This window comes from Nostoc sp. LEGE 06077 (assembly GCF_015207705.1).
GTDB lineage: Bacteria > Cyanobacteriota > Cyanobacteriia > Cyanobacteriales > Nostocaceae > Nostoc_B.
Genome location: NZ_JADEWI010000013.1, coordinates 116,950 through 133,274, shown reverse-complemented (window position 1 = coordinate 133,274; position 16,325 = coordinate 116,950). Strand labels below are relative to the sequence as shown.

The 16,325-nt window shown below is 40.8% G+C and carries 14 protein-coding genes; 7 read left to right on the top strand and 7 right to left on the bottom strand.

The genetic code is table 11. The annotated features are described in order from the left end of the window. Positions 1-279 precede the first annotated feature (279 nt). Both IQ244_RS11920 and IQ244_RS11915 read left to right on the top strand, forming a co-directional pair. Positions 280-885 carry a sensor histidine kinase gene (locus IQ244_RS11920; RefSeq protein ID WP_322746057.1) on the top strand — a complete coding sequence of 202 codons (606 nt, stop codon included), beginning with the start codon at positions 280-282 and terminating at the stop codon, positions 883-885. A gap of 131 nt (positions 886-1,016) precedes the next feature. Further along, positions 1,017-1,472 carry a DUF2141 domain-containing protein gene (locus IQ244_RS11915; RefSeq protein WP_193894028.1) on the top strand — a complete coding sequence of 152 codons (456 nt, stop codon included), beginning with the start codon at positions 1,017-1,019 and terminating at the stop codon, positions 1,470-1,472. 6 nt (positions 1,473-1,478) lie between these two features. Here IQ244_RS11915 and IQ244_RS11910 read toward each other — a convergent pair whose 3' ends face one another. From IQ244_RS11910 to IQ244_RS11880, 7 genes are all read right to left on the bottom strand, one after another. Further along, positions 1,479-2,639, bottom strand: a complete 1,161-nt coding sequence (locus IQ244_RS11910; RefSeq protein ID WP_193894025.1) for a peptidoglycan-binding protein — start codon at positions 2,637-2,639, stop codon at positions 1,479-1,481. Positions 2,640-2,775: 136 nt separating this feature from the next. Next, on the bottom strand, positions 2,776-3,846 hold the full coding sequence (locus IQ244_RS11905; RefSeq protein WP_193894022.1) for a DMT family transporter: 1,071 nt from the start codon (positions 3,844-3,846) through the stop codon (positions 2,776-2,778). Positions 3,847-4,133: 287 nt separating this feature from the next. Continuing rightward, on the bottom strand, positions 4,134-4,925 hold the full coding sequence (locus tag IQ244_RS11900) for an ABC transporter ATP-binding protein (protein WP_193894019.1): 792 nt from the start codon (positions 4,923-4,925) through the stop codon (positions 4,134-4,136). Between the two features lie 3 nt (positions 4,926-4,928). Beyond that, positions 4,929-5,861 (bottom strand): branched-chain amino acid ABC transporter permease, encoded by a 933-nt coding sequence (locus IQ244_RS11895; RefSeq protein WP_193894016.1) that lies wholly within the window; start codon positions 5,859-5,861, stop codon positions 4,929-4,931. 5 nt (positions 5,862-5,866) lie between these two features. After that, positions 5,867-6,817, bottom strand: coding sequence for a branched-chain amino acid ABC transporter permease (locus IQ244_RS11890; protein ID WP_193894013.1), 951 nt, complete (start codon positions 6,815-6,817; stop codon positions 5,867-5,869). A 148-nt stretch (positions 6,818-6,965) separates the two neighbouring features. Beyond that, complete coding sequence (locus tag IQ244_RS11885; RefSeq protein ID WP_193894010.1) at positions 6,966-8,186, bottom strand: ABC transporter substrate-binding protein; 1,221 nt, start codon at positions 8,184-8,186, stop codon at positions 6,966-6,968. Positions 8,187-8,532: 346 nt separating this feature from the next. Next, the gene (locus IQ244_RS11880) at positions 8,533-9,699 is read right to left on the bottom strand and encodes an FAD-dependent oxidoreductase (protein ID WP_193894007.1); all 1,167 of its coding nucleotides are present in this window, start codon (positions 9,697-9,699) and stop codon (positions 8,533-8,535) included. A 130-nt stretch (positions 9,700-9,829) separates the two neighbouring features. Between IQ244_RS11880 and IQ244_RS11875 the strand changes: the two genes are divergently transcribed. From IQ244_RS11875 to IQ244_RS11855, 5 genes are all read left to right on the top strand, one after another. Beyond that, the gene (locus tag IQ244_RS11875) at positions 9,830-10,336 is read left to right on the top strand and encodes a GNAT family N-acetyltransferase (protein WP_193894003.1); all 507 of its coding nucleotides are present in this window, start codon (positions 9,830-9,832) and stop codon (positions 10,334-10,336) included. A 440-nt stretch (positions 10,337-10,776) separates the two neighbouring features. Then, the gene (locus tag IQ244_RS11870; protein WP_193894000.1) at positions 10,777-12,636 is read left to right on the top strand and encodes an NAD(P)H-quinone oxidoreductase subunit F; all 1,860 of its coding nucleotides are present in this window, start codon (positions 10,777-10,779) and stop codon (positions 12,634-12,636) included. Positions 12,637-12,691: 55 nt separating this feature from the next. Further along, positions 12,692-14,191 carry an NADH-quinone oxidoreductase subunit M gene (locus tag IQ244_RS11865; RefSeq protein ID WP_193893997.1) on the top strand — a complete coding sequence of 500 codons (1,500 nt, stop codon included), beginning with the start codon at positions 12,692-12,694 and terminating at the stop codon, positions 14,189-14,191. 36 nt (positions 14,192-14,227) lie between these two features. Next, positions 14,228-14,824 (top strand): CDP-alcohol phosphatidyltransferase family protein, encoded by a 597-nt coding sequence (locus tag IQ244_RS11860; RefSeq protein ID WP_193893994.1) that lies wholly within the window; start codon positions 14,228-14,230, stop codon positions 14,822-14,824. A gap of 27 nt (positions 14,825-14,851) precedes the next feature. Beyond that, a complete protein-coding gene (locus IQ244_RS11855) occupies positions 14,852-16,177 on the top strand; it encodes a CO2 hydration protein (RefSeq protein ID WP_193893991.1) in 1,326 nt (441 codons plus the stop codon). Positions 16,178-16,325 lie beyond the last annotated feature (148 nt).

Here is a 16,325-nt window from a genome sequence, read left to right as displayed (position 1 = left end):
AGTTTTATCTTGCTCTCTAGTCAGAAATACCCTTAAACGGCTACCCATATTGCTGTTACCTTTGTAGACGCATTGTACGTATTTACTTATCTTTACATAGTTTGGTTTTTTCGCCTCGTTCTACTTATTGCAGGCAATCTTATTCACGCTATTGATTATACGCAAAACTTACTTGAGCTAATTGATTTATATCAACAAAAGTATCCAGATCCAGCTAAAAAGATTAAAAATAAGATTTCAGACATTGATCTAGATTATGTCACAGTAGATTTTCCCAATTTGCTTGCATCTATGAAATTAGGGTGCGATCGCATTCAGGAAATTGTGCTGTCCTTACGTAATTTTTCTCGTCTTGATGAAGCGGAGAAAAAAATAGTTGACCTCCATGAAGGTATTGAGAGTACTTTACTTATTTTACGCAGTCGCTTCAAAGAAGAAATTAATGGACAAAGAATCAGTGTACTAAAAGAGTATGGCAATATTCCTAAAATAGAGTGCTACGCTGGGCTACTGAATCAGGTTTTTATGAATATTTTAGCAAATGCTATTGATGCGTTGCACGATTCCATTCTCAACAAACAAGAATTAAATCCTGAAAATTCTGGGTTGTTAACTAAACCAATAATTAAAATTCGGACTGAACTTACTGATAATGGGCAAGTAAATATTCGCATTGCTGATAATGGTATAGGAATTTCAGAGGAAATTCAAAAGTATTTATTTGACCCTTTTTTTACTACTAAACCAGTTGGAAAAGGTACAGGATTAGGATTATCTATTAGCTATCAAATTATTGTAGAAAAACATGGTGGGCAATTACAGTGCTTATCTACTGTAGGAAAAGGAACTGAGTTCATTATTCAAATTCCTATAAGACTTTCCTAATATTGTGTGCCATATAATCAGACTTTCACTACACTTGCAAATTTTAATCAAATCATGGCAGTATAACTCTGCACCTCTTAATCCAAGTGCAACTTAAGTATCAACAATATTTGTGTTCGTCAGAAAATTTTATGAGCAAAAGATTGGGAGTTAGTATGATTCTGCTTGCAGCGGTAGGAAGTTTTGCCTCGCCATTGATTGCTAGGGCTAATTTCGATGGTAATCTCAATGTAGAAATTGATGGTTTAAAAAACACAGAGGGACAAGTCTGCGCCAGTATATTTGCCAGTAGTCAAGGATTTCCTGCCGATCGCGATCGCGTGTTACAAAGACAATGTACTAAAATTACGGACAAATCTGTCAAAATTACCTTTACGAACTTAAAAGCAGGTAACTATGCCGTTGCTGTGATGCACGATGAAAATAACGACTTCACCGTTAATCGGAGTGACTTAGGTTTTCCCCTTGAAGGCTTCGGATTTTCTCAAAACCCAGAAATTCGTGACCGCGCACCTAAATTTGACGAAGCAGCAGTTCTAGTGGCAGGTGCGAACACAGACATCAAAATTCTGCTGAAATATTTATAAGGCTGATTATTCTCGATCTTTGTGAATATCCTCTGGTAGATTTGGTTGAATCGCTAAGTTCCGCATTCTTTTTATCTGAGTTAAAGCATAATTTGCTGTGGCCTGCACTTCTGCATCCGGGTCTTCGAGTGCGTGACCTAACATTTGACTCATCTGCGCCATCATATCGTAGACACGAGTCAAGTCACGGATGGCATTTTGCCTGACTTGGGGACTTTCATCTTGCAAAGAAATGGCTAAAGCACGGTTGATTGGCTTGAGGGCGCGGGTGCTGATTTCTGACAAAGCTGCCAAAATTAAGCTGCGTTGTTGGGAATCTGCATCAATCATTAAGTCTACTAAAGGTTGAATTGCCCGCGAATCACCTTGCTGTCCTAAATCCCAAATCGCTTTGCGCCGCTTTGTCGGGTCGCCGCTGTGTAAGTCTTTAATTAATTCATCAACAATATTGAGTTTAGCTAAACGAGAGGTTTTTTCTAGGGGTAAAACCGTTGTTGGCAGTGAAGATGTTGGTGTTGGCGTAGTACTTTCTGATGTTGTAGTTTCTGGTTTGTCCAATTCTGGTAACGGTGATTGAACTAAGTCTTCAGCCCCTGGAGTCAAAGAGGGAAGGGGAGAATCTGGAGAATTTTGTGCTTGCTTGGCTTGACGTAACTTTCTGAAGAAAAAAAGCAGTGCGCCAATGCTACCCAAAATTCCTACTCCTAATAATGACCACCAAACGAAGTCTTTTTGCTGGGGCTTGGCTTTAGTTGCAGATGGAGTTTCTAGGCTAGATGATGCCACAATGGGCGAAGTCGCCAACTGATTTTTTGAGAGAATGGCAGCTTGTAAACTCATCTGAGTTGTCTGGTCAGCAATACCATCTGTTCTTTTTAAAACCTTGGTTTTTTGAAATTGAGATACCGCAATTTGGGTAGTGGAACCATACTTTCCATCTACCAACCCCTTATACAACCCTAAATCTCGCAATTGAGATTGTAATTTCTCTACATCCAGCCCTTGACTACCCAGTTTCAGAACAGCCTGTTTGGTGGGCTGTGGGGAATTGACTTGGGCAATTTTTGGGTGTGTTGGTTGAGATGCGGCTGTACTGGGGCGATTGGGGTAAAAACCCAGACAACTAAAACAAATGAATATCAGGATAGAGGAAGGACATAGCCTCATATTGCCAGCTTTAGCCTGAACGTGGTTTTGAAATGATCCATACCACAATAGCTTCTATGATGTCTAAATGTTAACTATGGTTAATGGTCATTTGTGATTATTTATTCTTCCCATATACTCTGTTCTCGGAGACTGTTTAGGGTAAAGTTTCTACTTCCGATTCTCTGACCTGTATAGATAGGGAATTGAGCTTTTTAGTAGATGGTTCTAAAACTTGTGGCTGCTGGATAGTATTTTTTTCGGCAATATTGAGTGTTTGGTTTTGTCCAGCTAAGTTATCACGCTGATTGATGAGATAGATGCTGATTAATGTCAGACAAACTCCCATCCACTGCAAGGGACTGAGAATTTCCGAGAGGAAGATATTGCCAAAAAGTAGGGCAAATACTGGTGTGAGGAAGGTTAAAGAACTGAGACTAGTCAGACTTCCACTAGAAGCAAAATAGAAAAATAAACCGTAAGCGATCGCACTACCAAATACTGTGGCATATCCCAACGCCACCCAATCAGATGGGACAATATTTTGCCATTGCTGAGATTCTCTCAATGCAGAAACTCCCCATAAGGGCAAACCACCGATAATCATGTGCCAGCCGGTAGCGCTTACAGGGTCAGCATAGCGTGTGACAAATCTAATCAATACTGTGCCTATGGCCATTGACAGCGCCGCTAACAGCATTAACCATTCACCACTAGCAAATAAATCTTGCCAGTTACCCATTGTGATATTTCCTTGTGTACCCAGCCAATGAAATATCAATTCATCTGGTAAGCCAATTAAGCTAATACCTGTCACGCCTAAACCCAGCCCTAACCAGCCCCAAAAACCAATGTGTTCCTGAAATAACCACAGTGATAGCAAAGCCACTGCTAAGGGTTGGGAGTCAATCATTACTGATCCTAATCCGGCGCTGGTTCTCACCAACCCTTCGGCTAAAAAGCCTTGGAATAATGTCCCATCTATCAAGGCAAATAAGGTAATCCATAACCATGCTTTCCAACCCTGGGGCTGGGGTCTACCCATCAGTGCGGCGACAACCAAAATTAACACTCCGGCTGGTAGCAACCGCACACCCGCGAGGAACAGTGGTGTGGTGTGGGGGATAACTCCTTTCATGGCGACCATTGCTGTTCCCCAAAGGAAAAAGGGCGCAATTAACAGTAGAGGTGCGAAGGGTAGTCGAGATGCACTGAGTTTCAGTTGCATGGGTTTGTAGAGACCTTTATGACACAAGAGCAAGAGATTACTTTAACCAATTCTACCCAATTGTGACTTTTTATGAAGGAAATAATACTCAGGGCTGGGAGAAACAGTGATAGGAGTTCAGAGTGTAGGTGGGAAACCTAGTACAACAAGTCAAAAGTCAAAAGTAAAGAATATTTATACCACAAGCCTTGTAGCAATTCCAGATGGTCTGTTGATTTACGCCGACCTGTAATAGTCTCAACAGACAATCTTTGTGCATCAGTCCTGATTATGTCATTGTCGGAATGTTATTCATTTCCTAAATAAGCTGCAATTACAGCCGGATTATTTCTGACTACCGATGGTTCACCCAAAGCAATTAATTGACCAAAATCTAATACAGCGATGCGATCGCACAAACCCATCACCAATGGGACGTGATGCTCAATCAGAATAATGGTTAAATTGAAGCGATCGCGAATATTGCGGATAAATTCACTGAGTTGGTGTTTTTCGCTGGGGTTCATCCCGGCGGCTGGTTCATCTAAAAGTAAAATTTGCGGTTCTAAGGCTAAAGCACGGGCGATTTCTAAGCGACGTTGATCACCGTAAGCGAAATTTTTCGCTTTTTCTGCTGTGCGATCGCTTAATCCTACTAATTCTAATAATTCTAAAGCTTTTTGTTTAGTGTTGTATTCTTCCCTAGGAGCAGGTGGTAATCCTAAAACTCCTGTAATCATATTACTTTTAGTATGCAAATGTCGGGCAATAATCACGTTTTCTAACACCGACAATTCGCCAAATAAACGAATATTTTGAAAAGTTCTTGCAATCCCTAAAGCCGCAATTTGATGGGGTCGCAGTTGGGAAATTTCTTTACCTTGATAAATTAATCTGCCCTCAGACAGCGGAATCAGGGCAGTAATTAAATTAAATAGCGTTGTTTTGCCAGCACCGTTCGGGCCAATTAAACCAAAAATTTCATGTTGATTAACTTGGAAAGATACATTATTTACCGCCACTAAACCACCAAAGCGACGGGTGATAGAATTGGCTGCTAATATTACTTTGCTTTTATCCTGGGAAATAATTTCAGACATTTTTTACTTTCTTACTTTACCCATTTTAAAAATCTCAGGTGTGACTAAACCTTGAGGAAAGAAAATAGTACCTATCACTATGAGTAAGCCAAAAATAATTAATCTCCCATCTCGGAGAAATTGAGCTAACCAACCTAACCAATTAGGAAAAATACCTGAGTCTGCTATACCACGTAAAATTTCTGGTAGGGCTGTAAATACCATACCACCTACTACTGAACCTAAAAAAGTTCTCGAACCACCAATTAAGACAAATGTTAAGTAAATAATACTCGCATCAAATGTACCTTGGCGGGCATTCCAAGTGTTGAGAAAATGGGCGCTAATTGCCCCAACAATTCCGGCAAGAATTGCCCCCAGAGTAAAGGCTAAAACTTTATAATAGGTGGGGTTAATGCCCATTGCCCCAGCGGCTAATTCATCTTCGCGGATGGCGGTAAATGCCCGACCAACTCGCACGCGTTCTAACCGATAAAATAACACCATACTAATTAATAGTAATGGCAAGGCAATCCATAAATATTCAATTTGACTTTGGAAGGGTTGCGGTATACCAAAAATACCAACTGCACCGCCTGTGATGTCTAAATTTAAAGCAAGAACTCGCAAAACTTCGACAAAAGCAATTGTGGCGATCGCTAAATAAATTCCCCTTAATCTGAGTGCGGGAATTCCTACTGCTGCACCTAATATTCCCGACACAAAGCCAGCGATTAATATTTCTAATAAAAGTAAATGTATAGGAAATAAATTGCTAGTGGAAGTAAAAACTTTTGTAGATAAAATTGCGGCAATATATCCACCTAAAGCATAAAATCCTGGACTAGCTAAAGATAATTGCCCAGTCATTAAAGGTAAGTATAAGGAAAGTCCTAACAATGCCCCTAATACCATAGAGACGATGAGTGAACCATAAGTTGAAAAAAATTCAGCCATATTGATTAGACTTTCTGAATGAATCGCCGACCAAGTAAACCTTGAGGTCTTACTAATAGCATGATAAATAATATGCCGAAAGCTACCGCATCTTTGTAACCAGAATATTCAGATGGGACAAAGGCTTCCACTAATCCAATTAGTAATCCTCCAAGGACAGCACCAGGAATACTACCTAACCCACCCAAGACTATCACGGCTAAACCTCGCAACCCAAAGGCAATACCAAAATAGGGGCCAGCAATACTCACACTAGAAGCCACCAAGGTTCCGGCTAATCCGGCTAAGAAACTGCTGATGAAAAATGTCAAAACAATAAAGCGATCGCTGTTAATTCCGAGTAAACTAGCTGTAATTGGATCTTCAGCGATCGCTTGCATTGCCTTACCATATTTAGTCCGATTAATAAAATATGTCAGAATGGCCACAATTACCATTGACACAGCAAAAATTAATATCTGGACACTGCGAATGGGAATTGGTTTTTCTACAGTACCAAAGTTAATTGCTGGTGGTAAATTGCCAAAAGTATTGGCTGGATATGTATAACTTTCTGCGCCGACTAAATACTGAATTAAGTTAACAATTACTACTGCGACACCCAAGCTAGAAACAACTGTTAATAAAGGGTCAGATCCTTGACGACGTAAAGGTAAAAAAGCCACACGTTCCACTGCGACTCCCACAAGTCCGGCTAAGGCGCTACCAATAATCAAGGATATAGCAAATGGTAATTGCACCGGTAGGGTAGCATTAGCTAACAAACCATTAAATCCAAAAGTTCCACCCATGAGTGCGTAGGTAAAATATGCACCGAGGGTAAAAATTGCCCCATGCGCTAAGTTAATGATGCCTAAAATGGAATAAACCAAGGTATATCCTAAAGCAAAAATCGCGTAGACACTACCTATGGATAACCCATTTAATAATTGTTGGAAAAACAAACTAATATCCATGTAGCTACTATTTTAGTAAGAATTCAGCACCTAGAAGTCAGAAGTCAGATTTTAGAAGTATCTATAGGATTAGTAAATTAATTAATCAAATATTTCTCCTGATTCTTTGAACCTTCTGACTCCTGAATTCTGACTCCTGAATACTTAACTATTTTAAAAATGTAAATTTTCCCTTACTACCATCTGACTCCATTTTTATTTGAGCTACATAAAAATCTTTTTGGATAATTTCTCCTATCGGTGTAAAACCAATTTCTCCTAAAGGTGTATTATACTTGCCAGTTAATATATGTTGGTTCAATTCTGTTCGCAAGGCTGGTAATTGTAACTTATTCACTTTGCTTTTTTGATCTAAAGTTTTCAGGGCTTCTACATATACCTGAACTGCTGCAAAAGCTTGGGCGCTAAATTGCGGTGGTTCTTTTTTAAATTGGTCTGCATAAGCTTGGCGAAATGCAGCATTAATCTCACCTGGATGTTCTGGGCTGTATGCTTGAGCAATTAGTACACCATCACAAAGTGCCTTACAAACTGGGAATATATTTGATGTATTTAGACCATTACCACCAACAATTATGCCTTTATAACCCAGTTCTCTGAGTTGTCGTACTAAGTTACCACCATCAGCTGCTAAACCAGAAATAATCACTAAGTCTGGTTTCAGATTAATTGCATTGGTGGCTTGACTTTGAAAGTCTGTATCGCTAGTTTGGAATTTTTGGACTGTCATTAATTCTAAACCTTGCTCTTTCACAGTTTGCTGAAAGATTTCGGTTTCTGACTTGCTGAATGCGTCATTTTGGGCGTAGAAAACAGCAACTTTTTTAATGTTAGGATTTAGCTTAATTGCAGCTTTAATAGAATTAGGCGCAACGACAGAAACAGGTGCGGAAACACGCGCAATATAATCACCAATTTCTGGTATACCTTTGGCTGTATTTGATGGGCCAAGGACTGGGATTTTCGAGCGTTCGGCAATTGGGTCAGCACTAAAGGCTTGTTGTGATAAAGTCGGGCCGACAATTCCTACTACTTTATCTTTATTAATCAATGTTTGAAAGGCGTTAATTGTTCCCGCTTCATCACCAGCAGTATCTTGAAAGACTAATTTAATCGGGGTACCGTTAATCCCACCTTTATCATTAAAATACTTTTCGGCAATTTTAGCGCCTGCAACTTGTTCCTGACCGAGTAATGCAACATTACTAGTTTGGGCAACAGCAATACCAATCGGGATAACGTTGGATGTTGCTGTATTTGCATTGCTATTAGCTGTAGAGTTTGTACTAGTTTTAGCACCATTACAGGCGGTGAGTAATAAAGTAAAAATTGGTAGTAATGCTACGGTCTTAATCAAAGCGTTCTTCATCAGCGAATAGTTATGTAGTTATGAAAAATTTCACACAAGCTAATAGTAAAAAGCATCAAATATAATTCAGTTGATACTATTTTCTTATGTGTAAACAAGTTATTAAATCATTTTTATTTGACCATGCAAAGGTAAGTCTTCAAAGTGTTGCTCAATACAATTTATGCAAGAATGCAGACATAATGAGGCAAAAATTTTCATTCAGCAGATGACTTCGTTAACTGTTTAGGGAATGAAAATAAAACCCCCTGTTCAGATGAAAGAGAAGATCATAGTCCATAATATCGTACTGTGTGGTGCGAGTTTTGCCGATCGCTAGTTCTCTTGCAGTGCTGATAATAGCTGCTTATTCACTAAACTGTTCCATGAAACGGCGGTCAATCCAATCTTTCCAGCGCCAGAGTAGAGAGTGGGGTGGTAAAGTGAATGAGCCTTTGGTGGCGATCGCTCTTTTGTCGCCTGTACCGATTAAACTTAAATATTGTTGCTGTGGTATGTAGGGCTTGAGTAGCTGGCCTAAAATCATTCGTTGCAAGTTCTCAAATAATGGTTTCCCCTGACGCACCGCAAATACGCCAGCTTTTGGCCGGGGATGATTTATCATTGTGGCAATATCACCAGCTGCAAATACTTGTGGGTGCGTTTGAGATTGCAAGGTGTCGTTGACTAAAATAAAGCCTTGTTCATCAGTTCCTATTCCGGTAGTTTTTAACCAGTCTGGTGCTGATGCTTGTGTTACCCAAAAAACTTGATCACACTCGACTACTAACCCCGATTCACATTTGACTATGAGTAATTCTTCATTTATCTGTGTAATTTGAGAAACAGATTCCCCTAGATGTAGCTGAATATCTCGATTGGTTAAAACTTGTTTTACCTGACGCTGCACTGAGGAATGATAATGGGATAAAATCTCTTGATGGCGATTGAATAGGTGAATTTCAAGATTTTGAATTGGTTGTTGGTTCGCAATCAAAATTTGCTGTAAATGTGCTTGCATTGAGAGTGCTAATTCTACGCCACCAGCACCACCACCCACAATGGCAATTTTCAGTTTTTCCTGGGGATGAGCATGGAGATTTTGCAATAATTTATACCAGCTTTTTAACAGCTTTGCCACTGGTTTAGCTGGTATGCTATATTCTGCGGCACCAGGTACAGAGATAGTGGCGGGAGTGCTACCAATATCAATAGACAGCAGATCAAAATTTACCGCCGGACGGTTAGCACAAATTACTTGGTGATTGTCTAAATCGAGATTAGCTACGCTGTCTATATATAACTGTGCATGAGCAAAGTTAGCCAATTTCTGTAAATCGATATGGCACTCATCATAACTATATAACCCCGCAATGTGTCCGGGTAACATCCCCGAATAAGGTGTGTCTGATGCTGGCGTAATTAAAGTTAAACGTACTCCTGGTAGTGGTTTTCTGCCAAACATTCTTAAAGCGATCGCATGACTGTGACCACCACCAACCAGCACTAAGTCTTTTAGTACATTTTGCTGCATTTATGCGCCGAATTTAGCCGCCTTGTGATGATAACATCGCCTGCTGCTATATCGTTGACATAGAATTCTGTCGATGAACACTGTATGATTTTTGAATATTTTCTACAATATTCTCTCCCACACGGCAGTGATGACTATCCGCCATGCGACTGAAACTGATTTACCTGCGATCGTAGCTATTTACAATGCGGCAATTCCTAGCCGTCTTGCTACTGCTGATTTAGAACCTGTGTCTGTGGAAAGTCGCCGCGCCTGGTTTCAGGGGCGATCGCCTGCTTATCGTCCTTTGTGGGTAATTGAACAAGAGGGTATAATTGCTGGGTGGCTAAGTTTTCAATCATTTTACGGTCGTCCAGCCTACATTTCAACTGCCGAAATTAGTATTTATATCGCCCCAGCTTTTCATCATTGCGGTTTGGGACGACAACTTTTAACCTTAGCCATCTCTGAAAGTCCAAATTTAGGCTTAAAAACCCTTTTAGGCTTTATTTTTGCTCACAATCACCCCAGCTTGAAACTTTTTGAAACATCAGGTTTTCAAAGTTGGGGACATTTACCTCAAGTCGCTGAACTAGATGGGGTGGAACGAGATTTAGTAATTATGGGTTTGCGGATTGGGGAAAAGTCTGAAGTCTGAAACTTTGATTGACCGGCGGATGGTGATACATCTTAGGACTTACACACAAAGATTGTCTGTGAAGATTGGCTGTGGGTGTAAGGGTTTTAGATATATGTACCCCTACACCCCTATACCCTCGCCAAAACACTTGATTTTTCGTTTTTATGCCTAAGTCCTAATTAATAATGATTACTATATTAATATATCTATGCTAAAACCATAGATATTAATCAATGGATGATATTCATTAATCCAATCCATAGATATATAAGAATTAATTAGAGTAATTATCGTTGATTTATCTAATCAAGCAATTCCATTTTGCCTCAGATAAAGGTAAGCTTAATCTAACAAAATTAAGCAAATATAAACTTGCGTTTTTGAATAGTGGATGGCAGCGGGATCAAAGCAATTTGATGCCGTAACACTAATCTTTGTTTAAATCTAGGGGTATTTTCATGGCTCAGTTTCTACTAGAGACTGTTTGGCTAGTTCCTTTATATGCCTTAATTGGCGGATTATTAGCCGTACCTTGGTCGCCAGGGATCATTCGGAAGACCGGGCCAAGACCAGCAGGTTATCTAAATTTAGTAATGACATTTTTGGCGTTTCTCCATAGTGCGATCGCCTTACAAGCAACTTGGAATCATCCACCCCAAGAAGTATTTATTCATTGGCTATCAACAGCCGGTTTAGACCTCACCATTGCAGTCGAAATTTCCTCAATTAGTGTTGGCGCATTGGTCGTAATTACGGGTTTAAATTTGCTGGCGCAGATTTATGCCATTGGCTATATGGAAATGGATTGGGGTTGGGGACGCTTTTACTCTTTATTAGGATTATTTGAAGCGGGATTATGCGCTTTAGCTTTATGTAATAACTTGTTCTTTAGTTATGTAATTCTGGAAGTCCTCACTTTAGGAACTTACCTGTTAGTTGGCTTATGGTTTAGTCAACCGTTGGTAGTTAGCGGTGCGAGAGACGCTTTCTTGACCAAACGGGTAGGAGACTTGTTTTTGTTGATAGGGGTCTTAGGTTTATGGCCTCTAGCGGGAACCTGGGATTACAACGAACTAGCTGTATGGGCAACAACTGCTGAAGTTGACCCCAGTGTAATTACCTTAGTCGGTTTAGCCTTAATTGCTGGGCCTATGGGTAAATGCGCCCAGTTCCCCTTGCATTTGTGGTTAGATGAGGCAATGGAAGGCCCTGTTCCTAGTACAGTTTTACGGAACTCGGTAGTAGTTGCGAGTGGTGCATGGGTGCTGATTAAATTGCAACCTGTGTTAACTCTGTCGCCTGTAGTTTCTGCCGCAATGGTAGCGATAGGTGCGGTAACAGCCATTGGCGCATCTTTAATTGCGATCGCCCAAATAGACGTGAAACGCTGCCAATCTTATTCTGTTAGTGCTTACATGGGCTTGGTGTTCATCGCTGTAGGTACACAACAAGATGACGCTGCATTATTATTAGTTCTTACCCATGCCTTATCTGCTGCATTGTTAGTGATGAGTACGGGGGGGATTATTTGGAACAGCATTAGCCAAGATGTCACCCAACTAGGTGGACTATGGTCACGTCGCCCCATCTCTGGTTTAGCTTTTATTGTTGGCACATTAGGATTAATTGGCTTCCCGCCCCTAGGTAGCTTTTGGGCGTTGATGAAATTAGCTGATGGGTTATGGGATACTCACCCTTGGTTAGTTGGGATAGTTATAGGAGTTAACGCCTTAACCGCAGTCAGTTTAACCAGAGAATTCGGCTTAATTTTTGGTGGTAAGCCTAAGCAAATGAGTGAGCGATCGCCTGAAGTTCACTGGCCGATGGTACTACCGATGGTAATCTTATTCGGCTTTGTCCTCCATCTGCCTTTAGTGTTGCAAAGCTTATCACTCTTACCCAACTGGGCAACCATGAATAAAGATGTCGCCCTCTTGTTGATTTGGTCAAGTATTTTTGGTTTTAGTGTCAGTGGTGTAATTTACCTCGGCAATATTCCTAAACCAATTCGCCTGCCCTGGAAAGGTTTGCAAGACTTGTTAGCTAACGACTTTTACACTCCCGCAATCTATCGGATGACCATCATTTTTAGCGTTGCCCAACTTGCTAAATTCGCTGATATGGTTGATCGCTTCGTAGTTGATGGCATCGTTAATTTCGTTGGTTTATTCTCACTCCTCGGTGGAGAAGGTTTGAAATACAGCACCTCTGGTCAAACTCAAACTTATGCTTTTACCGTTCTTTTAGGCATAGGTGTTTTAGGTGCATGGGTGACATGGCCATACTGGGGCGTGCAGTTTTTAGAGTTGATGTTTTAGCCATTTATTATTCGTCATTTGTACTTTTCCTGCGGTTATAAATCCCTAAACTACCATGCTGAGTGTTTTAATTTGGGTACCAATCATCGCTGCGTTAATTATCGGGTTTTGGCCTAGTAATTCCATCCCACCCAATCGCGTGCGCTTGGTAGCCCTCACTATATCCGGTTTAATTCTGCTGTGGAATTTGTTCATCCTCTTTAAATTCGATCTCAACACTCCTGGGATGCAGTTTCAAGAGTATTTACCTTGGAATGAAACCCTAGGGTTAAGCTATCAACTAGGAGTGGATGGGCTATCAATATTAATGTTGGTTTTAAATAGCCTCCTCACTTGGATTGCTATTTACAGCAGTAGTCAAAATACTGAACGCCCCCGCCTATTTTACTCAATGATTTTGTTAGTAAGTGGTGGTGTTGCTGGGGCTTTTCTCGCCGAAAACTTACTTTTGTTTTTCCTGTTCTACGAATTAGAATTAATCCCTTTCTATTTATTAATTTCGATTTGGGGCGGCGAAAAACGGGCTTATGCAGGAATCAAGTTTCTGATTTACACTGCTGTTTCCGGCGCATTAATTTTAGCCACCTTCTTGGGTATGGTGTGGCTGACAGGTTCTACTAGCTTCGCCATTGATGCTGTCTCTACTCAAACCCTCTCGGCTGGACTGCAACTGCTTTTGCTATCAGGAATCATCCTTGGTTTTGGCATCAAAATTCCTTTAGTTCCCTTCCATACTTGGCTACCCGATGCTTATGTTGAAGCTTCTGCACCCATTGCCATTTTGTTAGGTGGTGTGTTAGCTAAACTAGGAACCTACGGTTTATTAAGGTTTGGGATGGGGATGTTCCCCAATGCTTGGAGTACAGTAGCACCAACCTTGGCCATTTGGGGAGCAATTAGCGCAATTTATGGGGCAGTCGTGGCGATCGCCCAAAAAGATATCAAGCGCATGGTAGCATACAGTTCTATCGGTCACATGGGCTACGTATTGCTGGCCAGTGCCGCTAGTACCTCCCTCGCGCTGGTTGGTGCAGTTTCCCAAATGTTTAGCCACGGCATCATCCTCGCAATTCTCTTCCATTTGGTAGGAGTCGTTGAAGCCAAAGTTGGCACAAGAGAATTAGATAAACTCAACGGTTTAATGAGTCCGATCCGTGGCATACCTTTAATTAGTGCCTTACTCGTATTAAGTGGCATGGCTAGTGCTGGTATTCCCGGTTTAACAGGATTTATCGCTGAATTTATCGTCTTTCAAGGTAGCTTCTCAGCCTTTCCCCTCTCGACAATATTATGTGTCGTCGCTAGTGGTTTAACTGCTGTATATTTCGTCATCCTCCTCAACCGCACCTGTTTTGGTAGACTCGACAATTTAGCCTACTATCCCAAAGTATTGTGGTCTGAGAAAATGCCAGCCCTAATTTTGGCAGCCTTAATCATCTTTTTAGGAGTCCAACCTACTTGGTTAGTGCGCTGGAGTGAAACCACAACCACAGCAATGGTAGCGGCAATTACCCCTGCGGAAAAAACCGTAATTTCTCAAGTTGCATTGAAGTAGTAACAAGAGAATTACGTAACCGATACAGGAGGAAAAATGAATCTCAAATTAATTCCCAGTGGTCTTGTATTGTTCCGCTTTTTAATAGCACCCCTCCTCCTGTGGGATGCCTGGGATGGCAATACTAGTATGTGGTTTTTAGTGGGTTTTACCGCTGCTTTTCTTTCCGATATTTTTGATGGCATTATTGCCCGGCGACTTGGCGTTAGCAATGCCCAATTGCGACAAGCTGATAGCTGGGCTGATACCTGCCTTTTTAGTTGTATATTCGTGAGTGCTTGGCTGGTATATCGAGATATTTTGATAACTTATCAACTACCTTTATTGATGGTAATTTTTGCCCAAATAATGTGGTGGATAGTTAACTTAATTAAATATGGTAAACCCGCCAGCTATCACACTTATTCAGCCAAGTTTTGGGGAATTACATTATTTATTGCCATTGTGGCATTGTTTGGATTTAACTACGCTGGCATCGCTTTGTGGCTAACTTGTATTGCTGGAACTATTTACAGCATTGAAGAAATTGCGATGACGTTAATCTTGCCAGTTTGGACACATGATATTTTGAGTATTTTTCATGCTTTAAAGATACGTCAGCAATTACAAACAACCGATATTTCTACTGTCTAAAAATACATTTAACATCCAGGAAAAAATATGGTACAGACTCCAGAAAAACCTGTTACTACTAAACTTTCTCCTTCTCGCCATGAATTTGCCGAAGTAATTCATCGTTTAGAAGCAGGCGGTTCAATGTTGCCAGACACGCCAGAAAACTTGATGCAAATTATCGGGATTTATAAAGCTTATGCTGTCCCGATGGATTTTTACTGGCGTGACCTATTATATATAGCTGAACAGGTATTTTTAGAGCCATTTGCCTTTTCTAAATACTTCTTACCGCAAGAGTATTTAGACCTTCATAATCATTACGCTGGCGATACTGCTGATTTAAGAATTTGGCGCGGTGAAGCAACAGCCCATCCTGAACTTTTGGCATTTATGGAAAAGGGTGAAACCGTCAAAATGCCCAAGTTTTTGCATCACTTATTCCACGATCGCATAAATATGGAATTTGCTGAAGCTTGTATGCGGGCAATGCTTTGGCATCGGCAGATGTATGCGCCAGTCAATCAATTTGACGCTTATCTCGACTCGGAAGAATACAAAGCCAACGCCGACAGGGCAATTAAAGCCTACTTCCAAGGCAACCCCGTAATGCTGGGACTGTACAAACTGTTTCCTGATATGTTTTTGGAACAGTGCCGCCAGATGTCATACTACTCTAACCTCGGCTTATTCTGGGAAGTCATGGCACCCGTGTTCTTTGAAATGTCCGATATCTACGACGAAGGCGGGTTTAAGGGCGTACCTGACGCGATGAACTTTTTGGTGAATGGCATATTTGCGATCGCCGGCCGTCCCATTTACCATCATGTTTATATCCGTGGCGAATGCTACGAAATCATCCCCAAATCAAAAGGCTTCACCTGGCTATACGAAGCAGCCTTACCCTACGTGGAAGCTGTGTTCTACCGCACCGCCCCCTTTAGAGGCACAAAATCATACAACGCCCAAGCAGGACAAGTCCCAGATGACCAAAAAGATTTCCACTACGGCATTCTCTACGCCGATGTCTTTCCTGTAGGTACTGCTGGTATTCCACCAACATTATTAATGCAAGATATGTTGCACTTCTTACCACAATATCTTGTTGATTATTACAAACAACATTGCCGTGGCGAAGATGATACTTTGATTCAGTTGGGTGTTAGTTTCCAACGCTCAATGTACAATGTTACTTCTGCGGTTATTCAAGCATTGAGAACTGCGCTTTTATATCCCTTAGATGACCCTAATCCTAAACATTTGCAAGCCAATCGTGAGTTTTTTGAACAACAATTAAACCGCTTTACTCGTGCTGATTATGGTATGCGTGATGCTGCCCGTCTACGAAATATTCAAACCCCAGATTATCGTTAATTAAATAGCAAAAAACTTCACCCGGATTTTTCACTTCTCATAATCCTGCTATAGAATAAGTTTTGGGAAAAACCGAAATCTAAACTTGAATTAGGCTTTGGGAATTATGCTGAGAAATCCGGGTATTGTGCTGTAAGTTTAAGTTACG